20 protein-coding genes are annotated in these 23,933 nt (G+C 36.7%); 14 read left to right on the top strand and 6 right to left on the bottom strand.

All coding sequences use genetic code 11. From position 1 onward, the window contains the following. Positions 1-610: 610 nt before the first annotated feature. The 6 genes from P6936_RS04935 to P6936_RS04910 all read left to right on the top strand — a co-directional run bounded on the left by P6936_RS04935 (position 611) and on the right by P6936_RS04910 (position 8,884). Entirely contained in the window at positions 611-1,045 is a 435-nt protein-coding gene (locus P6936_RS04935) for an Hsp20/alpha crystallin family protein (protein ID WP_004837327.1), read from the top strand. Positions 1,046-1,246: 201 nt separating this feature from the next. Continuing rightward, positions 1,247-1,945: an isoprenyl transferase gene (locus tag P6936_RS04930; RefSeq protein ID WP_276880997.1), complete on the top strand. Its 699-nt coding sequence runs from the start codon at positions 1,247-1,249 to the stop codon at positions 1,943-1,945. After that, on the top strand, positions 1,942-2,718 hold the full coding sequence (locus P6936_RS04925; RefSeq protein WP_004837329.1) for a phosphatidate cytidylyltransferase: 777 nt from the start codon (positions 1,942-1,944) through the stop codon (positions 2,716-2,718). Before P6936_RS04930 ends, P6936_RS04925 begins: the two co-directional genes overlap by 4 nt. A 9-nt stretch (positions 2,719-2,727) precedes the next feature. Further along, the gene (locus P6936_RS04920; protein WP_004837330.1) at positions 2,728-3,747 is read left to right on the top strand and encodes a M50 family metallopeptidase; all 1,020 of its coding nucleotides are present in this window, start codon (positions 2,728-2,730) and stop codon (positions 3,745-3,747) included. Between the two features lie 9 nt (positions 3,748-3,756). Beyond that, positions 3,757-4,818, top strand: a complete 1,062-nt coding sequence (gene ispG, locus P6936_RS04915) for a flavodoxin-dependent (E)-4-hydroxy-3-methylbut-2-enyl-diphosphate synthase (RefSeq protein WP_004837331.1) — start codon at positions 3,757-3,759, stop codon at positions 4,816-4,818. Continuing rightward, positions 4,808-8,884 carry a PolC-type DNA polymerase III gene (locus tag P6936_RS04910; protein WP_276880996.1) on the top strand — a complete coding sequence of 1,359 codons (4,077 nt, stop codon included), beginning with the start codon at positions 4,808-4,810 and terminating at the stop codon, positions 8,882-8,884. Before ispG ends, P6936_RS04910 begins: the two co-directional genes overlap by 11 nt. 50 nt (positions 8,885-8,934) lie before the next feature. Here the strand turns inward: P6936_RS04910 and P6936_RS04905 are convergent, their stop codons facing one another. The 6 genes from P6936_RS04905 to P6936_RS04880 form a co-directional block, all read right to left on the bottom strand. Further along, complete coding sequence (locus P6936_RS04905; RefSeq protein ID WP_276880995.1) at positions 8,935-11,172, bottom strand: FtsX-like permease family protein; 2,238 nt, start codon at positions 11,170-11,172, stop codon at positions 8,935-8,937. After that, positions 11,172-11,867, bottom strand: coding sequence for an ABC transporter ATP-binding protein (locus P6936_RS04900; RefSeq protein WP_004837334.1), 696 nt, complete (start codon positions 11,865-11,867; stop codon positions 11,172-11,174). The genes P6936_RS04905 and P6936_RS04900 overlap by 1 nt, the downstream gene beginning before the upstream one ends. Positions 11,868-12,042: 175 nt before the next feature. After that, entirely contained in the window at positions 12,043-13,722 is a 1,680-nt protein-coding gene (locus P6936_RS04895; protein WP_276880994.1) for a hypothetical protein, read from the bottom strand. A gap of 3 nt (positions 13,723-13,725) precedes the next feature. Beyond that, entirely contained in the window at positions 13,726-14,604 is an 879-nt protein-coding gene (locus P6936_RS04890; protein ID WP_276880993.1) for an ATP-binding protein, read from the bottom strand. A 1-nt stretch (position 14,605) separates the two neighbouring features. Further along, positions 14,606-14,917 (bottom strand): hypothetical protein, encoded by a 312-nt coding sequence (locus P6936_RS04885; protein ID WP_040349584.1) that lies wholly within the window; start codon positions 14,915-14,917, stop codon positions 14,606-14,608. Positions 14,918-14,971: 54 nt separating this feature from the next. Continuing rightward, a complete protein-coding gene (locus P6936_RS04880; RefSeq protein WP_276864239.1) occupies positions 14,972-16,426 on the bottom strand; it encodes a carbon starvation CstA family protein in 1,455 nt (484 codons plus the stop codon). Positions 16,427-16,668: 242 nt separating this feature from the next. Between P6936_RS04880 and rimP the strand changes: the two genes are divergently transcribed. Genes rimP through P6936_RS04840 form a run of 8 tightly spaced genes read left to right on the top strand, consistent with a single transcriptional unit; the run spans position 16,669 to position 23,892 of the window. Further along, on the top strand, positions 16,669-17,112 hold the full coding sequence (rimP, locus tag P6936_RS04875; protein ID WP_004837339.1) for a ribosome maturation factor RimP: 444 nt from the start codon (positions 16,669-16,671) through the stop codon (positions 17,110-17,112). Positions 17,113-17,121: 9 nt separating this feature from the next. Next, positions 17,122-18,345, top strand: coding sequence for a transcription termination factor NusA (nusA, locus tag P6936_RS04870; RefSeq protein ID WP_004837340.1), 1,224 nt, complete (start codon positions 17,122-17,124; stop codon positions 18,343-18,345). 3 nt (positions 18,346-18,348) lie between these two features. After that, the gene (gene rnpM, locus P6936_RS04865; RefSeq protein ID WP_004837341.1) at positions 18,349-18,615 is read left to right on the top strand and encodes an RNase P modulator RnpM; all 267 of its coding nucleotides are present in this window, start codon (positions 18,349-18,351) and stop codon (positions 18,613-18,615) included. 10 nt (positions 18,616-18,625) lie between these two features. Beyond that, positions 18,626-20,752, top strand: coding sequence for a translation initiation factor IF-2 (gene infB / locus P6936_RS04860; RefSeq protein WP_276880992.1), 2,127 nt, complete (start codon positions 18,626-18,628; stop codon positions 20,750-20,752). Beyond that, complete coding sequence (rbfA, locus tag P6936_RS04855; protein WP_060929900.1) at positions 20,752-21,138, top strand: 30S ribosome-binding factor RbfA; 387 nt, start codon at positions 20,752-20,754, stop codon at positions 21,136-21,138. The genes infB and rbfA overlap by 1 nt, the downstream gene beginning before the upstream one ends. Then, complete coding sequence (locus tag P6936_RS04850; protein ID WP_276880991.1) at positions 21,116-22,090, top strand: DHH family phosphoesterase; 975 nt, start codon at positions 21,116-21,118, stop codon at positions 22,088-22,090. Before rbfA ends, P6936_RS04850 begins: the two co-directional genes overlap by 23 nt. Continuing rightward, a complete protein-coding gene (truB, locus tag P6936_RS04845; protein ID WP_276880990.1) occupies positions 22,083-22,979 on the top strand; it encodes a tRNA pseudouridine(55) synthase TruB in 897 nt (298 codons plus the stop codon). Before P6936_RS04850 ends, truB begins: the two co-directional genes overlap by 8 nt. Beyond that, on the top strand, positions 22,954-23,892 hold the full coding sequence (locus P6936_RS04840) for a bifunctional riboflavin kinase/FAD synthetase (RefSeq protein WP_004837346.1): 939 nt from the start codon (positions 22,954-22,956) through the stop codon (positions 23,890-23,892). Before truB ends, P6936_RS04840 begins: the two co-directional genes overlap by 26 nt. Positions 23,893-23,933 lie beyond the last annotated feature (41 nt).

Below are 23,933 nucleotides of genomic sequence, written 5' to 3'. Positions count from 1 at the left end.
GTCATTCCTAATGGTTCTGGCCACAATGAAAGCAAGTGAATTGATGGCAGACCTTAATCAAGGTTTTCGAGATGATCCGCTAAGGAGAATCCGAAAACCACTGTCGACAGAGAAATCGCAGATTTCGACTAGGAATATCACTAGTAAAACTAAGAGTCGGTGAGAAAAAAGACGTCAAAAAAAGAGATCCCTCCTCGAAAGCAAGCTTTCTCGTTCGGGATGACATTGGGTGACGCATTGCTCATAGTGACAATTCAATTAGGATGACATGGGTTGCCGCATTGCTCGCTGTGACACTTCCATTAAGGATGACAGTACAGCCATCTGTCATTTCGAACGAACGAAGTGAGGAGAATCTAACTAGTAAGTCTAGGGACCAAGCAAACAAAAGATGTCAAAGGAAAAGATCCCTACGTCGCTTCGCTCCTCTGGATGACATGTGGAAGATCCTCACGTTGCGACTCTCCTCTTATAAAAGTTATAAAAATTTTCAAAAATAATTTGACTAACTCTGACCTTCCTAGTATATTATGAGTGTAAGAAGTTAGCAGTCGAGTGTAACGAGTGCTAAGACTTATAATAAACGTATCACTATGAAAGGAAGTATATTATGACAAATTTAATGAGAAGAAATAATGGATTAAGAAATTACGAAGATTTTTATGATATGGTAGATGCGTTTTTTGGAAATGATCTAGATAAACGCGATGTATTTAAGTCTACTTTTAAGGTAGATGTTTCAGAGGATGATGATAAGTATTTAGTAGAGGCAGAGCTTGCTGGTATCAAGAAGGAAGATGTTGATATTAATCTCGACAAGGGTCAACTTACTTTGACAGTTAATAAAACTAGCTCAAAGGACGATAGTAACAAGGAAAAAAATTATATCCACAAGGAAAGAACTAGTGAGAGAATGACAAGGTCAATGTATTTTCCAAATATTGATGAAGCAAATGTAGCTGCAAAATTAGAAGATGGTATTTTGGAAATCGAGATTCCAAAGTTAAAGGAAAAAGATACTCAAAAGAAGATAGAGATTAAATAGATTTATAGGCTCCTCAGCTTGCTGGGGAGTTTTTATATGTGTTTTTTTCTAGAAGGTTTTTTATATTTAAGTTTTTGTCTTTGCTTTCTTATTTTTCTTGGCTCTTCTTTAAGGGAGAAGCTTTTTTTGATCCTTATTATTAATAGAAAAAGCCAGTCATTTTGAGTATAATGAGTTAAGATTAAAGATAAAGGAAGTTTTATGGATAAGATTAATATTCCAACTCATGTTGCCATTGTTTTGGATGGCAATGGGAGATGGGCTAAGAAAAGATTTATGCCTAGGACTTATGGCCACAAGAATGGGGCTGATAGGGTCGTAGACATTTGCTTATATGCTAAGGAATGTGGGGTTAAGTATCTTAGTCTTTATGCTTTTTCTACTGAGAATTGGAAAAGGCCTGATGATGAAGTCAACTACCTCATGAAGCTTGTAATTAAGTTTATTAATAGCAAGCTTGATATTTTGATGAGAGAGAATTGTAAGCTTAATTTTATTGGTGATTTGGACAAGCTTCCACCTGAGACTAAGGCGATTTGCCTAAAGGCCATGGAGGATACTAGGGATAATGATGCTATTACTTTAAATATAGCCCTCAATTATGGGGGTCGTGATGAATTGGTTCACGCTTTTAGACAAATGCTTGATGAGGGAGTAGCTAGGGAAGATGTGACAGAAGAGATGATTTCTTCTCATCTTTATACAAAAGCTCAGCCTGATCCAGATCTTTTGATTAGGCCAGGTGGCGAGCTAAGGCTTTCCAATTTCCTAATTTACCAGCTTGCCTATGCGGAGCTTTATTTTACGGATACCTTGTGGCCAGATTTTGATAGGGCTTGTTTTGATGAGGCCTTGGCAGATTTTGCTAAGAGGAATAGAAGATATGGGGCCTTGTCATGAATTTGTTTAATAGGGCAATAGGCGGGGCTGTTATCCTTTTTCTTTTGGTCCTTATTACTTATTTGGGTAGGATTCCCTTGGCTGTTGGGGTGATGGTTTTTTCTTTTGTGGGCCTTCACGAGATTAAGGAGGCTTTAGCAAGGATTGATATCAAGTTACCTATTAAGCTTTTGTATCTTATAAACACCCTAATTATGCTTGCAGCTTTTGTGAATAATTCTGATCTTTATATAATTAGTCTCGTGCTTTCAGTTTTGTGCATGATGATTTATATAATTTTTAGACCTAAATATAGCTTGTATGATGGTTTTGCGACTTCTTTTGTCCTTCTTTATGTGTCATTTTTGATGAGTCATATTTTGAGGATAAAGGATATTAATTATGTTTGGCTACTTTATATAACAGCTTGGGGGTCTGATACTTTTGCTTATCTAGTTGGTTCGACTATGGGAAGGCATAAGTTTGAATCTATCAAGCATATTAGCCCAAACAAGACTATCGAAGGCTCTTTGGGAGGGATTGTCGGGGCGATTTTTCTTAATGTGATTTTTGTTAGGGAGTTTGGTCTCGGTGTTAAGCTTTACGAGCTTATTATTTTTACTATTATTGCAGCTATTTTGTCGCAAATTGGCGATTTGATAGCTTCATATATTAAGAGAAAGACTGGAGTTAAAGATTTTGGCCATATTATTCCAGGCCATGGGGGAATCCTCGACAGGTTCGATTCTATGTTATTTATTGCTCCAGTTTTGTATTTATTTTCAGTTTTATAAGGAGATTTGATGACTAAAATTATTATAGCTATAATCATGTTCCTATTTTTGATTTTGATTCATGAATTTGGACATTTTATTATTGCAAAGGCCTCAGGCATTAAGGTAAACGAGTTTGCTGTTGGCATGGGCCCTGCTATTTTGAAGAAGGTAAAGGGGGAAACCCTATATACTTTAAGGCTTATTCCTATTGGTGGTTATTGTGCCATGGAAGGGGAAGATGAGGAAAGTAGCGACCCTAGAAGTTATGACATGGCAGATGCCAAGAGCAAGTTTTTTACAATTCTTGCAGGGCCTATGATGAACCTTATTCTTGCAGTCGTGATTTTTTTCATAGTGAGCCTTAATACAGGTGTGGCTACTAATGTTATAGGAAATTTTACGGATGATTCTAGTGCAAGGATGGCAGGTCTTGAAGTTGGTGATGAGATTTTAAGTCTGGGTGGGGAAAAGATTGAGAAATTCTCCGATATTTCCCAAGTTCTTAATGCTTATTACAAGGATAAGGACATTACAAAAACAATCGAGCTTGAAGTGTATAGGGAAAGCTCAAAGGAAAAGCTTAATTTCGACCTTTCTCCTAAGAAGGAAAAGGGTGGAGTTTATCTTGGTATTGAAGCTAAGCTAAGAGGGGTAGGTTTTTTTGAAGCGATCAAGCTTGGTTTTGTTGAGACCTACAAGAATATAGCCCTAATTTTTATTATCCTAGGCAAGCTTTTTACAGGAAAAATTGCCTTCTCAGCCCTTTCCGGCCCAGTTGGTGTTGTAAAGGAGCTTGGTAACCAAGCCCAAAATGGACTTATGAGCCTCTTGTATTTTCTAGGCTATATCAGTGTCAACCTCGGAGTTTTTAACCTTCTTCCTATACCAGCCCTAGATGGGTCAAAGATTGTAAGTGCTCTATATGAGTTATTTACAGGAAAGAAGGTCAACAAGAAGTTTGAAGAAAAAATTACCCTAGCAGGTTTTGTAGTTTTAATAAGTTTGATAATATTAATTTCTATTAAAGATATAATAAATTTATTCTAAGGAGAGAAAATGAGAAAATTAACTAGAAAGATTTATGTAGGAGATGTTGCAGTTGGAGGTGACTCTCCTATTTCTGTCCAATCAATGACGACAGCAAAGACAAGTGATGTGGATGCGGTAGTCGCACAAATCAACGCCCTAGAAAAGGCGGGCTGTGATATAGCAAGGTCTGCTATTAATTCTATCGAAGATGCCGAGGCTATTTCTGAAATCAAAAAGAGGACTAATCTTCCCCTAGTAGCCGACATCCAATTTGATTATAAGTTAGCCCTTGCCGCAGTTGAAAATGGATGTGATTGTCTAAGGTACAATCCAGGAAATATTGGTGGGTCTGATAAGGTGAAGCAACTTGTAGAAAAGTGCAAGGAAAAAAAGATTCCTATTAGAATTGGTGTTAATTCTGGATCAATATCAAGAAAAATTGTCGACAAATTCGGTGGGGTCAATGCTAATTCCCTTGTAGCTTCTGCTCTAGAAGAAGTTAAAATCCTAGAAGAGCTTGATTTTCACGATATCAAAATTTCTGTTAAATCGTCAGATGTTAATACAATGATAGATGCTTATAGGAAGTTATCAGCATCTTGCGATTATCCCCTCCACCTAGGGGTTACGGAAGCTGGTCCTCTCTATCAAGCCCTTGTTAAATCATCAATAGGTATTGGCTCTTTGCTAAAGGATGGGATTGGCGATACTATAAGAGTTTCAATTACTGGAGATATCCTAGAAGAAGTCAAGGCAGGAAAGGCAATCCTAAAGGCCCTTAATCTAAGACGTGAAGGAGTCGATATTGTGTCATGTCCAACTTGTTCAAGGACTACAGTCGATCTTCCTAACATAGTAAGGGAAGTTGAGGAGAAAACAGGTGGACTTGATATATCTTCTAAGGTTGCTATTATGGGTTGTCCTGTCAATGGCCCTGGCGAGAGCAAGGAGGCAGATTATGGAATTTCTGCTGCCAATGGTATGGGCTTTCTTTTCAAAAATGGAAAGACAATCAAGAAGGTAAAAGAAGAAGAAATTGTCGATACCTTGATAGAAGTTCTACAAGAAAGTAAAGAAAATGAAAATTGACCTTGCTGATTTCTTAGATGTAGAAAGTGGTTTGTTTTTTGTAAGGGAGGCCATTTTCTATGAAAAAACTCAAATCCTAAGCCTTGATATAGAAGGGGAGGCTCTTAGCGAAGAGGATAGGAAAAAAATCTACGATTATTTTTCCTTTGTAAAGCTTGAACTTAATCTTAGGAAAAAAATCGAAGAGAAAGAGGGGCTGGTCCTAGCTGAGGATATCGAAGATGAAGGGCAGGCTGATTTTTCTTCTGATAAGAAGGGGGAAGATAAGCTTTCTGAAACAGAGATCCTCCTAAGGCAGAGGGAAGCCAAGGTCCAGTCTGCCATTGATACGACTATACAAAATAGGAATGAAGAAAAGGAAGTCGAAGTCCACGTCGAAGAGATTAATTTCGGCAAGAAGATTAAGTCCGATCCTATTGATATCAAGGATATCTACGAAAGAAAGGGCACTCTTTCAGCACTCGTTGGAAAAGTTTATGGCATAAGCGAAAAGGAAACGAAAAATGGCTATTATATATATACTTTCGACCTCGAAGATAAGACGGATGCCATTTCTTGTAAGCTTTTTGCTAATGATAAAAATAAATTTAAGCTTGAACCCCTTAGAGAAGGATCTGAAGTAATGGTTGAGGGCCTACTGAATTACGACAATTTTTCTAGGGAAGATGTCTTTACTATAAGCTCTATGGTTGATCATATCTTGGCTAAGAGGACTGATACTGCCCTTGATAGGAGAATCGAGCTTGAAATTCATACCAAGATGACCAACCTTGATGGCTTTGTCGATAACAAGGATTTGCTAAGAACTTTAAAGGCATGGAAGATGGGAGCTGTTGGCATTACTGATACTGAAACTCTCCAAGCTCTGCCAGATCTTTATGATAGTCTTAGTAAGGAAGGCATAAGGATGCTTCCGGGAGCTGAGCTTCTCCTTGTAGATGACGAGCTAAGGGTCTTGACCAATCTTTCTGATGAGGAAGTCCCTCCTATAAAGAAAATCGAGGAAGGCTCTTTTGTAGTCTTCGACCTTGAGACAACGGGCCTTTCTCGCTATAGGGATAGGATTACTGAAATAGGAGCTTGTAAGGTTATTGATGGCAAGATTTGCGAAATATACAACGAGCTTGTCAATCCAGAAATGCTTATTCCAGAAAAAATCACAGAGATAACTGGCATTACTAATCAAATGGTGGAGTCCTGTCCAAAAATCGAGGAAGTCTTGCCGGGATTTTTGGAATTTTGCCAAGGATCTATCCTAGTTGGTCAAAATACCGACTTCGATGTGGGTTTTGTTAGGGAAAATTGCACAAGGCTTGGTCTTGATTTTAACCCCCTATATCTTGATACCTTGCCAATGGCAAGAGCCTTATTTGCCGATATGAAGAAATTCTCCCTAGATAAGATAGCAAGAAAGCTAGAAATTCCTGCCTTTAACCACCACAGGGCAAGCGATGATGCGAGAGCTACTGCCCAAATATTTATTAAGATGTTTAAAATGATAATGAAAGAAGATGGGATTGACCTAAGCTCAATAAATAAACTTAAAAGCCATTGGCCAAAGGCTAAGCATGAATATTTTTCTGCTACAGTTTTTGCCAAAAACAAGATAGGTCTAAAGAATTTATACAAGCTTATCTCAGAATCGAGGATGAAATATTTCAATGATGAGGCAAAAACCCCCCTATCAGTCCTTGAAAAGTACAGGGAAGGTCTTCTATTAGGGTCTGGTTCTGATGAGAGCATGCTCTTTTCCTACTTGCAAAATAAGAGAAATAAGAAGGATATAGACAAAATTCGTGGGCTTTTTGATTTTTATCAAATGGCACCCCTAGGAGTATTTAACGATAGGGTAAATAAGGGTAAGCTTCGTGATTTCAACCAAGTAAGGGAAATAAACGAAAAGATTTTAGCTTTTGCTAAAGAAGACAATAAGCTTGCTGTGGCGACAGGGGCTGTTAGGTATTTGCAAAAGGATGAATATATCCTAAGAAATATTCTCCACAAGGGTCAATTTTTCAAATACCACGAGAATGAACCCCTCTATTATCTAAGGACGACTAAGGAGATGATGGATGACTTCTCTTATCTAAGTCCAATAGATGCGGAAGATGTGGTTATAAGAAATCCTAAAAAGATAGTCGATTTTATAGAAGATATTAGACCGATTCCTAAGGGAACTTTCCCACCAAAAATCGAAGGCTCTGATACTGAGCTTAGGGAAACTTGCTTTGCCAAGGCCCACTCAATTTATGGAGATCCTCTACCAAAAATCGTAGAAGATAGGCTAAACCGTGAGCTTAATTCTATTATTTCTAATGGTTATGCCGTTCTTTATATAATAGCCAAAAAACTTGTAGGAAAGTCCAACCAAGATGGCTACTTGGTAGGATCCCGTGGGTCTGTTGGTTCATCCTTTGCTGCTACTATGGCTGATATTACAGAAGTAAACCCACTATCACCTCATTATGTTTGTCCAAAGTGTAAACATTCAGAGTTTTTTGAAGATGACCTCTTGGGAGCAGGAATCGACTATCCAGACAAGACCTGCCCAGAGTGTGGAACTATGATGAAAAAAGATGGTCATAACATACCATTCGAAGTTTTCCTTGGTTTTGAGGGTGATAAGGAGCCAGATATAGACCTTAACTTCGCCGGCGAATACCAGCCAACCATCCACAAGTACACAGAAGAGCTTTTCGGTGAGGGTAAGGTCTTTAGGGCAGGAACAATCGGAGCTATCCAAGACAATACCGCCTTTGGTTATATCAAAAAATATAGCGAAGACTATCAAATCCAATTTACCAACGCCCAAGTAAGAAAGATTCAAAGAGGACTAAAGGATGTTAAAAGAACAACTGGTCAGCATCCAGGAGGTCTTATTGTCGTTCCAGATGATATAGAAATCTTCGATATCTGTCCTATCCAATATCCAGCAGATGATGGGAGGGGAGATATCAAGACTACTCATTTTACCTACAATATGATGCACGAAACCCTCTTAAAGCTCGACCTTTTGGGCCACGATGTGCCTTCTATAATTAGGGCCCTTCAAGATTTGACAGGAACTAATCCTTTGGAAATTACTATGGGTGATCCTAGAGTTATGAAGATTTTCTCTTCGACAGAAACTCTTGATATCAAACACGATTTTTCTAATAATGAGATAGGTACTCTTGGTATTCCTGAATTTGGAACAAACTTCGTAAGGGGGATGCTCAAGGACGCCTATCCTACCAAGTTTTCTGAGATGACGAGAATTTCTGGCCTAAGTCATGGAACGGACGTTTGGCTAAATAATGCCCAAGACCTAGTTAGAAATAAGATAGCAAGTTTTGATGAGATAATATCTACTCGTGATGATATCATGAATGCCCTTATCCAGCAGGGACTTGACAAGAAAAAGTCCTTCTCTATAATGGAGAAGGTTAGGAAGGGTAAGTCGCTTTCTGAGGAAACACTTGCTTATATGAGGGATAATGGTGTGCCGGAATGGTATATAGAATCTTGCCTAAAGATTCAATATCTCTTCCCTAAGGCCCATGCAGTCGCCTATTGTTTGATGAGCTATAGGATTGCCTACTACAAGGTTTATTATCCTGAAGCCTTCTATGCAACTTACTTTAATACCAAGATTAATGATTTTAAGTATTCAACAATTATTAAGGGACTTGGTGAAATCCAAAAAGCCCTCTCTGAGATTGGAGGGGATTACGATCTTACTCAAAGGGATAAGCAGATAAGGACAGTCCTCGAAGTTAGTGAGGAGATGGCAGCTAGGGATATAAGGCTTGAAAAGGCTGATATCTACAAGTCAGATGCTAAGAAGTTTCTACTAAGTGATAGGAAGGGATACATACTCCCACCCCTATCTGCAGTAGATGATGTAAGCGAGGCTATGGCCCTTGATATAGTAAGGGAAAGGGAAAAGGGAGAATTTATTTCCCTAGAAGACTTAAAAAATAGAACTTCAGTAAATAAAAACGCCATCACCAGCCTAAAAAATTTGGGCATAATTGATGGCATCCAAGAAGAAAATCAAATATCCTTATTTGATGGTTTATTCTAAATATCCTTTAAAAAATCGCCCCGACCTAGGGCGATTTTTTGTGAGAGTTATTATCCATTTATAATTTTTAATTCCTTGACCATATCTATTCTTGATATCCTAAATTCTTCTAGGAGTTGAACAAAGATAAAGATGATAAGACTTAGGAAAATGGCCTTTAAGTATATCATTGGGGGGATGTTTACATCTACATAAGCATCAAATTTTGTAAGGGCAAGTTGCATTAGCTTTTTGATAGAAAAGTCAATAAGGGGAATAATTAATAGCTCAAAAACTATCAAGATGGCAAAAATAGGACTCGTGTAGATGCTCGTACTCTCACGATTTTTCATGCCAAATATCTTTAGATAGGAGATATTAGTTTTTGATTTATCTACTATAAGGCTTGCAACAAGGAAGGATATTATGAGGTAGAAGATAATCGTAATAACTAAGAAAGTTTCGAAAATTCCACCAAATGAATCCATGAAGTGGGTCATAAACTTATCCATTTCTTCTCTATTTATTTCTGTCATTAGTAAATCCTTGTTAATATCAAGTTTTTTATCCGACCCATAGCAATTGAAATAGTCCTTATCCTTGGTTATGATTTTATTTAAGATATCCCTTCTTGTTATAAATTGAAATTGCTTGTTGCTTTTATCAATCGAACAAACCCTTAGGATTATTTCTTTATCATTAAAGGCCTCGACAAGTTTTATCTTATCTCCTATTTTGTACTTATAATTTTTGGCAAGGCCAGAAGATATTATGACTTCCTTATCCTTTAGCTTAGCTAGGGAGAGATTCTGATACTTGGATTTCTCATCAACTCCTAGGGTCTGGACTTTTTTCATATCATGATCTACTAGTTTTAAGGTGGATAGGGTAAGCTTATCAGCCTTGATATTTTCTTGGGAAGTCTTAACTATATAATTATGCTCATACTTCATCGAGTTTTTCATATTAGAAGCATAGTCATAAAAAATCGGCTTTAGGGATAGGGAATAAATCAACAAGATATTGGCAAGGCCTATACCAAAGATAAGGCTAACAATATTTGCCTTGTTGGAAAGGATGACCCTTATCCTAAACTTATTTAGGAAGGAAAATTTATCAAGCCTTAGCCTAGTTTTTGCTTTAGGAGATTTGATTGTATTTCTCAAAAAGTCAATAGGCTCATGTTTTAGTGCCTTACTAATAACAAGGTAGTTTATTATTAGATATATTATAAGGGGGATAAGGGAAGTAAGGATGAAAGACCTTAAATCGAATGTAACCTTAAACTTAGGTAGATCGTAAGAATTGTAATAAAGGTCAGTATATTTCTTGTAGCCGTGACTATAGGCTATGATATTTCCTATTAGGGAAGATATCAGACTTAGGAAAATCGGCATAAGCATATAGGCTCTTTTTAGCTCCCTTTTCTTATAACCTGAAGCAAGAAGGCTACCTATAATAGGGGCTTCATCTTCAATCATAGTCTTTACTTGGATGGAGCTAATAAAGGCAATGGCAATGATTAAGACTATCATAGCTGATGTCATCATTGGCACATCTCCTCCCATATCATCAGTAAAATAAGTTATACACTTATTGTCATAGCGAGTTGACGCATCTAGGATTAGATTTTTCTTATTTACGATCTTAATTATATCCTTTAGCTTATCATTGGCCTTAGCCTTGGCTAGCTTTTCGGTGTCATGGTAGGAATATTGATATTTGATTTGACCATGAAGATTCTTTAGTCCGCCCTTGGCTATAAGAGCTGTACCGAAATAACCAGTATCCATAACCAAATCCTCGCTATTTTTTAGGAGGGTAGAATAGTCGGCTAGGGCTACTAAGCCTTTTAGCTTATAAGTTTTGCCTCCTATTACTATGTGATCACCGATTTTAATTTTGTTGGCCCTGGCGTAGTTAGCTGATAGGCAAATCTCATCGTTTTTTTCCGCAAGTCTTCCTTCTAAGATTGAAGGCAGATTTATAGAGTCCCTATTTTCAAATATCCTGAGTTCTTTTTTACCTGGAAGTTTTTCTTCGACATAAAAATTTTCGTAGACTTTGACCTTTTTATTTTCCAAATCCTTGATTGTTGCTTGGTCTAACTTTTCTAAGCTTGTAAAGTTAGCATCTTCTACTTTTCCCTTCTCAACAAGATCCCAGTAAAGCTTTTTGGTAGAGTTTTGGGCTGTATAAAAGGAGGAGGAGAATATTACTATGAAGCAAAGGGCTACAAATATAGGAATAAAGCTTAGGGGTTTGAAGTATATTTGCCTATAAGACCTCTTGTAGATTGGATTTTTCATTACCAGCTCACTTCCTTTGCTAAAATTTTCTCCTTATTTTCAATGAAGGATTTGACAAGGCCATTGTGGAGGCTAAGGACATAGTCGCACATCTTGCTAATTTGTATATTATGACTTGCTATGAGGATTGTTGAATTATAATCACGATTCATTTTCTCAAGAAGAACTAAGACTTCCTTTGCACTATCATAATCGAGAGCCCCTGTCGGTTCATCACAAATTAGTATATCCGGTCTTTTGATAAGGGCACGAGCAATAGAAGTTCTTTGGGCCTGACCGCCGGAGATTTCATTAGGAAACTTGTAGAGTTGGTCGTAAATTCCTAAATCTAGAACTAAATTTTCAAGGTCAAGGGGGTCTTTGGCTAGGTATTTTCCTACTTCTATATTTTCTAGGACGTTTAAATCGCTTATTAGATTGTAGAATTGAAAGACAAAACCGACTTTTTTTCTCCTGTAGTCTTCCAAGTTACCCTTAGTCATCTTGGCGAGATTTTCATTTGCCACTATGACTTCGCCCGATTCTGCCTTATCTATCCCTCCTATAATATTTAGGAGGGTGGACTTGCCAGAACCAGACGGACCTAGGATACATACAATTTTTCCCTTTTCTATTGTTAAAGATACATTTTTAAGGACATCAATTTTATTTTCCTTTTGTCCATAAGATTTGCACAAATTTTTTATTTCAATCATAAGCCCTCCATGAAAGTGATAATCTATATCATAATTTTATCATTAAATCAAAGATATATCAATATATTTATATAAATCACTAGGGTATTTTAGTGAAGATATTAATAAATATTTCCTAAATCAAGGTGAAAAAAGACCATGCTTTGCTAAGCTATGGTCTATATAAGGAGAAATTTTATTTTCTCATCTTGATTAGTTCTTTTTTGATAAGTCTAGCACAGATGCTAGATAGATTTTCCATGTCCTTGACTAAGGCGAAGTCTTGATAGAAGAGATAGGAGGAGTTTTTGGGATTGTCCTTGTGGATAAGGCCAGCTATGGAAAGATGTTTCATTCTTAACTTGTCGAGTTCTTCTTTGGCATCATTAAGACCGACTTCAGCCTCATAGGCTTTGTTTAGGGCAAGGCCCTTGCTAATAAGGGGCTTGATGTCTGAAGGGGATGCATCGCTTAGTATGATTAAGAGATGGTTCTTCTCTTTTTTTGAAAAGAGTGTCGATAAAGCCCTGTAGGCAAGGCCGTCCCTATTAAAACCCAGGGCCTTGTAGGAGAAAATCCTATCTTTCTTAGTTTCTTCACCAAAGTCTTTGAGAGAGGTTATTACCGTATAGTCGCCAAGACTTGAGTAGGTCATTATCCTGTGGCTAATCTTGTTTGCTTCAAGGGCCTTGGATAGGATATAGGCTTCGCTTGCGACTATTTCTTGCTTATAAAGGAGGGAGGCTGATCCATCAAGGAGGATGTCGACCTTAAAGTCTGCTACAATATCGTAGGATTTTTGGGAGAAAATCTTTTGGTAGTTGGGAATTTTACTCTTCCAAGCAAGACTTCCTAGGAGATTTCCTTCCTTTCTTAACTCATAGCTTGCCTCATCGAAGGACTTTAGGGAAAGCTTTATATTTTTAGAAAGATTTTTGATTATCCTTTGATAGAAATGCTCATTTTTCTTAAAGAAGCTTAAATTAGCATCAAGAGCCTTGGCGTTTAGGGAATTGATTTTATCTGATAAGTTAAGGCCAAGGCCCGAGCTAAAATAGACCTTGGATTTTTTGTGCTTATCAACAGCACAAAGCTTGTTGATAAAATCTTCCTTTTCGTAAGAAAAGAGAGGCTTACCAAAGCTACTTACTATCATAGCTCTTTTGGCAGTTTTTCTCCTAGCTATAAAGGCTCCTAGGGGATTGATTCCTCTATTATCCTTATTAGAGAAGATATCGGCCCTGTTGGATCTTTCTAGTTGATAGGTCCCTCTAAGGTCAAAGAAGGAAAAGTTAAGAGAAAATGGGCTGGCTTTTTTTGAATTTTCCTTGTAGGATAGGAATTTCTCAAATAAGTTTAGGATTCTTACTTCCAGATTATCTTTATTAGTATCGGATGGAAGCTTGAAATTTTCATAAAGATTTGTTTCATTTTTACTTAGCTTATAACTTTTAGCTAGGATATCTGAACACTTTTTCATCTCAAGACAATAATAAAGATTTTCTCTTATAGCAAGATTTTTCCTCTTTAAGTCGTACTTATCAGCAAGGAAGCTTGAAGCATAAGATTTTCTAAGGTTGAGAAGTTCTGGTCTTTGGTCTAGCTCTTTTTTATAGCAAAAATCTTCAAGGAGATAGATGGCATAGAGGTCGTAGGAATCCCTGTTTTTATGATTTTGCCAAAGGGCAAAAAGTCCTTCGATTTTCTCCTTAGTAAAGTATTTTATAGCAAGACCAATTATTAGGTTTAGGTAGAAATCTGGCCTGCCATCGAGCTTTAGACCAATAAGAGGGGGCGTGAAATCATAAGAGCTAGCCCCGTTGTAGATTTGATTGAATATTCTTTTTTCTTGATTAAGTCCTAAAGATTCCTTCATTTTCTAGACTGGATCTCCCAAATATAAGTCCTTTTTGAAGCGACTTTTGATAACATCTTCTATGAGGCCTTTTTCGTAGGGGTCAAAGACCTTGTTTACTAGACACATACAAAGAGCTTCGTTATATTCAAGCCCCTCTTTGAATAGGTCTAGGGAGTCAAAAATCCCCCTCAAATCTATAGCTGTATCTGAAATTTCTCCTGCTTCAGCCTTCTTCTTGATATCGTAAAAAAGCTTAGCTACTTGGTCAAGCATCGAATCACTTATACTTGGATAATTCTCCTTGAGGAGCTCTTTTAGGCTAGCTTCTTCGATTATAGGCATATCAATAATTACAAATCGTGAAAGGAGGGCCTCATTTAGCTCTCTAGTTCCTTCGTAATTGTAATTCATGGTAGCAATAAATCTTGTGGCGGGATTGATTTTAATAAGCTCATAGCCAGGAATATCAATTAGCCTTCTGTAGTCAAGGATAGAGTGGAGGGTTGCCAAGGCTTCATTCCTTGCCATATTAATTTCGTCAAGGATTAGAAAGCCACCAGCTTCTGCTGCCCTCGTTACAGGTCCCTTCCTAAAAACAACCTCTCCATTTTTTAGAGTATCTGTTCCAATAAGGATAGACGAATCAATATTGACGTGGAAGGAAACATTCCACATTGGCCTATAAAAAAGCTTTGAGATATTTTCGGCTAGGACATTCTTGCCAGTAGATTTAGGACCTACTAGGAGGATGTTCTTTCCTGCAAGGATAGCCGCTATAACTTTTTTTATAATATTGTCACCCTTGTAGGTGAATTTTGGGTTGGGAATTCTTATATCCAAGCTCTCATCTAGGGGATTATCTCTGATAAATTTTTTGATTTGTTCATTTCTTACTAACATATTAACGCTCGATTGAATTAAATTCATTTACTATATATAATTTCTTGAAGGCTCCGAAACCGAAGGCTGAAATATCGACTTGGCTATCTTCGTCAATGTACATGGCAAGGGTTGGATTGTAAAAAATATCAACCCCATTAAAATTCGTATTAAGGTATTTTTCCTTATCTTCATTTTTGATTGAGATTATAAAATCTACTGTTCCTATGCCACAACATGCTGATTTTTGGTCGAGGTCAGGATTTATGAAGATTTGCCTTATATTTTTCTTTTCTAGATAGGCTAGGGCCTTGGCGTCTAAAATAAATTTCATAGTTTCTCCTATTAAAAAAGGGGATGGCAGCTGCCACCCCACTTAATTTTTCTCTTAGTCTAATTTTATAGCTTCAATTCTATTTTTATTTTTCTTAGAAATTTTAACAACGAATATTGCATAAGCTATAGCGATAATTCCTGCTATAGGATAAGCAATCTTGAAGTCTTGACCAAAGCCTAGACCCTTTACATTGATTATGAAAGAGAAAACTATAAAGGTATAGAAAATTCCAGGAATCAATGTGATTAGGTAGTTTTTGTTGTTATAAATTAGATAGCTTGTTGCTACTGCTAGAGCAAAGATAGCTACGAATTGGTTTGTAAATCCGAAATATCTCCAAAGAATGTTGAAGCCCTTAGGATTAGATTTAGCAAAGTAAAGAATAGCTGCTGCTGGAACGAATAGACAAGCTGCAAGACCTGCTCTCTTGCCAGGATTCTTTTGATCTAAGTTTAACTCTTCAGCAATGATAAGTCTTAGAGATCTAAAGGCTGTATCACCTGAAGTGATAGGAAGGGCGATTACACCCAAAACTGCAAGAAGTCCGCCGATCTTACCCATGAAGTATCTAGAAATTTCACCAACCATGAGAGTACCAGGAGTATCTAGGGCAGCTGTACCTGTTGAGAATATAACCATAGCACCTGCAGCCCAAATCATAGCTATGAAGCCTTCTGAAATCATTGTTGAGTAGAAAGTAGCCTTAGCTTCTCTTTCACTTTTAACTGTTCTTGAAACAAGGGTAACTTGTGAGCCATGGAAGCCTGAAAGGATACCACAAGCTACAGTTATAAAGAATGATGGGATAAACTTTTGACCTAATGGATGTTCGGCCAATAGACCTTGACCCTTGAATGATAAATCAGCATTTCCCTTAAAGATAATTCCAATAAGTACACCTATAGCTGAGATGATTAGAAAAGCACCAAAGATAGGGTAGATTCTACCGATAAGTTTATCAATAGGAAGAACTGTTGATAGTATGTAGTAAACAAAAATTACTGCATAGATAACCCAAATAATGTTTGAGTTAGGATCTGCACCAAAAATATCGTTTGCAATCAAGTCTCCAGGAGTATAAACAAATACTACACCAGTTAGGAGTAAAAGAATAGCTATAACTATGTTGTAGAATTTCCTACAACCTTCGCCTACATATTTACCTACAAGTTTTGGAACTTGGCTTCCGCCATTTCTCATTGAAATAAAACCAGTACAAAAATCGTGTACTGCACCAGCAAAAACACAACCGATTGGAATTGCTAGAAAGGCGATAGGTCCAAACAAGATACCTTGGATAGGTCCTAGGATTGGGCCAGTACCTGCTATATTTAGCAAGTTAATTAGCCAGTTTTTAGCCTTGCTCATTACAACGAAGTCAACTCCATCAGCTTTTCTGACAGCTGGAGTTTCACGATCGTCAGGTTCTAGTTGGCTTTCAACATATTTTGAATATACGAATCCGCCAACAAATAATATTATAAGACCGATAATAAATAATGTCATGATATTCCTCCTTTATTATTATCTGTAACCTTATTATAAACCTTTGTCAAAATAAATACAAGTGAATAAAAGCTTTGTTTTTGTAAAATGTTAAAAGACTAATAGATTCTAAGAAATTAAATGGTAAATTACTTTTCTAATTGGCTAAGATTGAATTTCTACTAATAGAAGGTATAATAAAGCTAAGAAAAGAGTGGGGGATGGTTCCACTCTTTTAATCTGTTAAGACTAAGGAAGGTAGTATGAATTTAACGAATAGACTTAAAGAAATCTTTGAAAGAGATATCGAAAGTATGGGTTACGAATTAGTAGATATTGAATTTAAGGGTGGCAAAAACAATAAAGTCCTAACATTCTTTATTTATAATAAGGAAGGAATCACTATCGAAGATTGTGAAAAGGCAAGTGCTTTTCTTGATACTAAATTAGATGAAATTGATATAATTAAAGATTCATATTATCTTGAAGTGTCAAGTCAAGACTTATCTCGTCCCCTAAAGACAGATAGGGATCTTGAAAGAAATAAAGATGAGCTTTTGAAAGTGAAACTCAAAGATGGGGAAGTTTTCTTGGCCAAGCTTAAAGAGATTTTGGATGATTCTTATATCTTTGATATTGAAGATAAAGAAGCTAGAGAAGTTAGAAAAGACGAAATTAAAGAAATATATATAGAGATTGTTTTCTAAGGAGAGTTTATGAATAATGATTTTATGTTAGCTTTAGATGAGCTTTGTAAGGAAAAGAACTTAGATAAGCCTACAATTCTAGATGCTTTACAAAAGGCGCTCATTAAAAGTTATCAAAAAAATTATGACAATCAAGAAAATGTTGATGTCATAATTGATGAAGAAACTGGAAAGATCGAAGTCTACGCCCTAAAGGAAATAGTAGATGAAGTTAACGACAATATAGTAGAGATTTCTCTAAAGGATGCTAGAGTAATCAACCCTACTTATAGGCTTGGAGATATAGCAAGAATTAAGCTTACTCCAAAAAACTTCGGAAGAGTTGCAGCACAAACTGCAAGAAATATTGTAATTCAAAAGATTAGGGATGCTCAAAGAGATTCTTTGTATGGAGAATACATAGAAAGAGCAAATGAAATGATAACAGGAACTATCCAAAGGGAAGATAAGTATAATGTCTATGTCAATCTCGACAAGATAGAAGGAATTGTTCCAGCAAAAGAACAAGTTTCTACAGAAAAATACCTTCCTAACGCTAGGATGAAGTTTCTAATTAAGGAAGTGAGAAATTCTTCCAAAGAACCACAAATCATCCTATCAAGGGCAAGCCAAGACTTAATTACTAGACTTTTTGAGCTAGAAGTTCCTGAAATAACAGATGGTATAATAGAAATCTACTCCCTAGCAAGAGAAGCTGGTTCAAGGACTAAGATGGCTGTATTTTCCAATGATGAAAACATTGATGCCATCGGAGCTTGTATAGGCTTTAAGGGGGCAAGAGTTAATTCCATAGTAGAGGAGCTTCAAGGCGAGAAAATCGACATAATTAACTTCGATAAGGATATCAAAGTATTTATATCAAATGCCCTATCCCCAGCTGATATCATCAAGGTACTTGTTAATGAAAAAAACAAGCAATCCCTAGTTGTTGTAGCTAGCGATCAACTTTCCCTTGCTATAGGCAAGGAAGGACAAAATGCTAGACTAGCCGCAAGACTAACTGGTTGGAAGATTGATATTAAAAGCAGTGAAGAGTTCGAAAAGTTAAGCCAAGTAGATATTGACGAAATTTTAGGTCTTAATGAATTAGACGAAGAAAGTCAACTAAGTGAAGAAAGCTTATCTAAGGATGAAGAAGACTTAGAAGTAAGCGAAGATTATGATAATAAAGAGCCTGTGGAAGAAGACTATATAGGGGAAGATGAAATAGACGATGAATCTAATGAGGATTAACAGATGAAAAAAGCTAGAAAGATTCCACAAAGAAAATGCGTGGTATGTGGTGAGCTTAAAGACAAAAAAGACCTTCTAAGAATTGTTAAAAACAAGGAAGAAGGGATTTTGATAGATGAATCAGGAAAGAAAAATGGAAGAGGCGCCTATGTATGCAAGAGTAAAGCTTGTATTGAGGAAGCCCTAAGAACTAATAAGCTAAACCGAGTATTTAGAACAGAGGTACCGGAAGAACTTTATGAGGAGTTAAAAGCTTATGAAGTAAATTGAGGAGAGTTATATGGCAGAAAAAATTAGAGTATATGAATTAGCAAAAGAAAACAATATGGTAGCAAAAGATATGGTTAAACTCCTAAAAGATGAGTTTGGTCTTGATATAAAATCTCATATGTCTATGGTAGGTGGCTCTGATCTTGAACTTATTCAAGGATATTTTGACGAAATAAATGAAGAAAAGATGGATAAGAAAAATAATAAGCATAACAAGAATAAGGGCGAAAAGAAACATCCAAAAAATCTTGTGAAGGCAGAAGATATAATAGAGGATGAAGAATTAGAAGAAGAAAAGCCAAAGAAGAAGAGAAAGAAAAAGAATAAAAATAAAAAATCTATCAAGCCAAGCAAAAAACAAGTTGAAGAAAAGAAGACTGGTGGAATTATAGAAATTCCAGAAACTGTCAATGTAAAAACTTTTGCTGATAAAATAGGTGAATCTCCAAATGCGGTAATAGCTAAGCTTATTGGCCTAGGCGTTATGGCAGGACTAAATGATCAAATAGACTTTGAGCAAGCTGAGCTTGTAGCACTTGATTTTGGTAAGGAGATTAAACCAGAAGAAGAGTACGATGCCATTGAAGAACAACAAGTCGAACTTGACTTTGAGGATAGGGAAGAGGATTTAAAACAAAGACCACCAGTTGTCTCAGTAATGGGCCACGTTGATCATGGCAAGACTTCAATCCTTGATAAGATTAGATCTACTAGGGTAACAAGTGGAGAGGCTGGAGGAATCACCCAACATATAGGTGCTTCAGTTGTTGATATCAACGGAAAACACATCACTTTCCTAGATACACCAGGCCATGAAGCCTTCACAGAAATGAGGATGAGAGGAGCTCAATCAACTGATATAGCAATCCTTGTAGTTGCTGCAGATGATGGAGTTATGCCACAAACTATAGAAGCCATTAATCACGCAAGAGCTGCTGGTATTCCAATAGTTGTAGCTATTAATAAGATAGATAAGGAAGTAGCAAATCCTGATAGGGTTAAGCAAGAGCTAATGGAACAAGGCCTAGTATCTGAACAATGGGGTGGAGATACAATTATGGTTCCAGTATCTGCCCATACAGGTCAAGGAATTGATGAACTCTTGGAGATGGTTCTCTTGGTTGCTGAGATGAGAGAACTAAAGGCAAACCCAAATAGAAATGCAGTAGGAATTATCATAGAAGCCCAACTAGACAAGGCAAGAGGAGCTGTTGCGACAGTCCTAGTACAAAAAGGAACCCTCCATGCAGGAGATTATGTTGTAACTGGATCTGCTTCAGGAAGAATCAGAGCTATGTTTAACTCAAGAGGAGAAGCTATTGAAGAAGCTGGCCCATCAATGCCAGCTCAAATCCTAGGTCTTTCAGATGTAGCAGAAGCTGGGGATATGATTTATGCAGTAGAAGATGAAAAGCTTGCTCGTGAATTTGCCCAAAGAGCAAAAGAATTTAAGCGTGAAGAACACCTAAAGGCTAAGGCTAACACTAACCTCGAAGATATGTACTCAGATATATCTGATGGTGAGCTAAAAGAGCTTAATATCATTGTAAAAACTGATGTAAAGGGTACTGTTGATGCAGTAAGCCAATCACTTACTAAATTATCTAACGAGGAAGTAAAGGTTACTGTTATAGCAGGAGCTGTTGGAGGAATTACAGAGTCAGATATCCTCCTAGCCCAAGCATCAAATGCTGTAATTATAGGCTTTAATGTAAGACCTACCCAAGGAGCCTTGGAAAGAGCTAAGGATAATAATGTAGAAATTAGGACTTACTCAGTAATCTATGAAGCAATAGAAGATGTCGAAAAAGCTATAAAGGGTATGCTAGATCCAGAATTTAAGGAAGTTGTCCTAGGAAGAGCAGAAGTTCGTGACACCTTCAAGGTTCCAGGAGCAGGTACTATAGCAGGAGTTATGGTAACTAATGGTTCTGTACCAAAAAGGGCAAAAGTTAGACTTCTTCGAGACAATATAGTAATCTTTGATGGAGAAATTTCATCAATGAAGAGATTTAAGGATGACGCAAGGGAACTTGCTTCTGGCTATGAGGGCGGTATAGGTCTTAACAGATTTAACGATATCAAAGTAGGCGATGTTATGGAAGCCTATGAAATGGTTGAAAAGGAAAGAGATTAATGAATAAAAGAAGAACAGAAAGAATCTCATCTGAAGTCAAGAAAGAACTTTCTAAAATCCTAAGAGATGACCTAAGTGATCCTAGACTAAGCAATGAGGCCATGGTTTCTATTACAGATGTAGAAGTGACAAATGACCTTTCCTTTGCGGATTGTTATATTAGCGTCTTGGGTGATGAGCAAAAGAAGGAAGATGTTCTTGATGCCTTAGACCAAGCCAAGGGCTACATCAAAATCCTAATTGGTGAGAGGATGAGATTGAGATCAATGCCTGAATTTAGGTTCAAATTAGATAATTCCATAGAACATGGAGCATATATGGACAAGCTTATAGCTGAGACCATTGCAAAGGATAAAAAGGCTAATGAACAAAGGGAAAATCAGTAAAGAAAAAGTCGACAAATTCCTAGAACTTGTTGATCAAGCAGAAACTATAGCCATAGCAAGTCATGTAAATCCTGATGGTGATAATCTAGGATCAAGTCTTGGCCTAAGAAGGTCCTTAGAGCTTTATGGCAAAAATGTTGAAGTAATTGGTTTTGATACGATTGACGATTATCTACTCTTCTTGCCAGAAATAGACCACTACAAGAAACCTTCTATGGATTCTTATGATTTATTTATGTTTTTGGATTGCTCAGAGTTTGCTAGGATTGGAGAAAAACTTGGACCTGTCGCTAAAGCTTCAAGAAAGAGTCTAGTCCTAGACCATCATGTTGGAGGTAGCTTAAAGACAGACCTTGATATTGTACTAGACACAGCTCCTGCTACTTGCCAGATAGTCTTTGAGCTATTAGATAGATTAAAACTTCCTATTGATAGGGATGTTGCTAGCCTTCTTTATACAGGGCTATGTACAGATACTAATAGATTTCTTTACTCAAATGTAACAGAATATACTTTCTATATGGCTGGTAGACTATTAAGCCTTGGGGCAGAAAGCCAATATATCTATAGAAATCTCTACCAATCAAAACCTATGAAGGTTATGAAATTCGAAACTGAAATCATGCAAAATGCAATCTTTTTCGATAAGAAGGCCTACTCAGTTGTATCCAAAGAACTTGTAGAAAAACATGGGGTTCAAATGGGAGATGCAGAAAATGTCATAAGCTTACTTAGGGATATAGATGAAGTTGAAGTTGCCATGCTTCTTAAAGAATACGACAATGGTGAATACAAGGTATCCCTAAGAAGCAAGGACTATGATGTATCAAAAATCGCAAGAGCAAATGGTGGAGGTGGACATATCAAGGCAAGTGGCTTTACTATTTACGCTAAGTGTCTTGATGAAGCCAAAAATAAGGCTTTTGATATGTTAAAGGAAATTGATGTATAGCGGAATTCTAAATGTAGATAAAGAAAAAGGAATATCTTCTGCTAGGGTAGTATCCCTAGTAAGAAAGGCCCTTGGTCAAAAAAAAGTCGGCCATACAGGCACCCTAGATCTCGAAGCCAGTGGCGTCCTTCCTATAGTAGTAGGAAAGGCGACTAGGCTTTCTGATTATATGATGGGAAAAGATAAGACCTACGAGTGCCTTATGGTCTTTGGCAAAAAAACCGACACCCTGGATGGGGCAGGAAAGGTTATTAAAGAAAGTTCTACAACTTGCTCTAGGGAAGAATTAGAAAATATCTTATCCAAATACATGGGCGAAATTGTGCAAATCCCTCCCATGTATTCAGCCCTCAAGGTAGATGGCAAAAAACTCTATGATCTTGCAAGAAGTGGTATAGAAATCGAAAGAAAAAAAAGAAAGGTCAACATCTATGATATAGAAATTCTAGATTTTGCCTTTCCCCAAGCGAGGATACTTGTAAAATGCTCCAAGGGCACTTACATAAGGACTCTTGTCGATGATATAGGAGAAGAGCTTGAGACTTTGGCATTCGTAAAAGAATTAAGAAGGATTAGGGTTGGAGAGTTTGACGTAGATAAGGCCATAAAATCGTCCGAGATTTTAGAAATTGATAAGGAAGAATTACTGGCTAGATTAGAAAATATGGATATAGCCTTAAACAAATATCCTAGCATAGATTTAGCAAAAAACTTATTCGATAAGCTTATTAATGGCATGATAATAAAGATAGATAAGCCCAAATCTGATGAATTAAGGGTCTATGTCGCTGGTGAATTTATCGGTCTTGGTAAAAGTTTCAAAGAAAGTGACGAATATTTTCTAAAGATGGAGAAAGTATTGTATGACAGAGAAAATAAAAATTTATGACCTAAATATAGACTTGCCCGACCTTCAAAGAAAGGCAGTTTCTTTGGGCAACTTCGATGGTGTCCATTTGGGTCATCAAAAGTTAATGAAAAACAATTTAGAAATAAGCAAGAAGTATGACCTAGAGCCAGCTGTTTTGTTATTTAAGCAAAACACCAAGCTAAGGCTTAAAGATGAGAAGGAATACATGACAAGTCTTGAAGATAAGATAGAAATTCTCAGCTCCATAGGAATCCATACTTTCTGCCTGATAGACTTTGATGAAAAGTTTATGAATCTTTCTCCAAGGGAATTTATTGCTGAAATTATCAACAAAAAGCTCAATGCTTCATATATTATATGTGGCAAGGACTACAGGTTTGGCAAGAAGGCCTCAGGCGATGTTGATACTCTTGAAAAATACGAAGAAAGATACAATTACAAGACTTCCGTAGTAGATTTTGAGAAGGAAGATGAATTTAATAAAATATCTTCTAATCACCTAAGAGATTTAATAAGAGAAGGTAATATAAAAAAGGTAAATAAGCTTTTGGCTAGACCTTACAAGATAAAGGGAACAATTGTTGATGGTATGAAGAGGGGAAGAACCCTGAATTTTCCAACTGCCAACCTAAAATTAAGCTTTAATTATGTCCTTCCTATTGACGGAGTCTATTTGACAAGAATTAATATAGATAATAAGTCCTACTATGCCCTTAGCAATGTAGGAAAAAATCCTACCTTTGGTGAAAATAGTAGGAAGGTTGAGACCTATATCCTAGATTTTGATCAAAATATCTATGGAGAAAATGTTTCGATAGAATTTCTAGAATTTTTCCGCTACGACATCAAGTTTACTTCAAGGGAAGAATTAATTGAACAGATGAATATAGATAAGAAAAGGGCCTACAAGTACCTAGAAAATTTGTCTTAGTTAGTTTACAAGATAATAAAGTTAAAGTATAGTAAATGAGG

The sequence above is a fragment of the Anaerococcus tetradius genome (assembly GCF_947087635.1).
Classification (GTDB): domain Bacteria; phylum Bacillota; class Clostridia; order Tissierellales; family Peptoniphilaceae; genus Anaerococcus; species Anaerococcus tetradius.
Note: the sequence above shows the minus strand (reverse complement) of the source record. Positions and strands in the feature narration are given on the sequence as shown.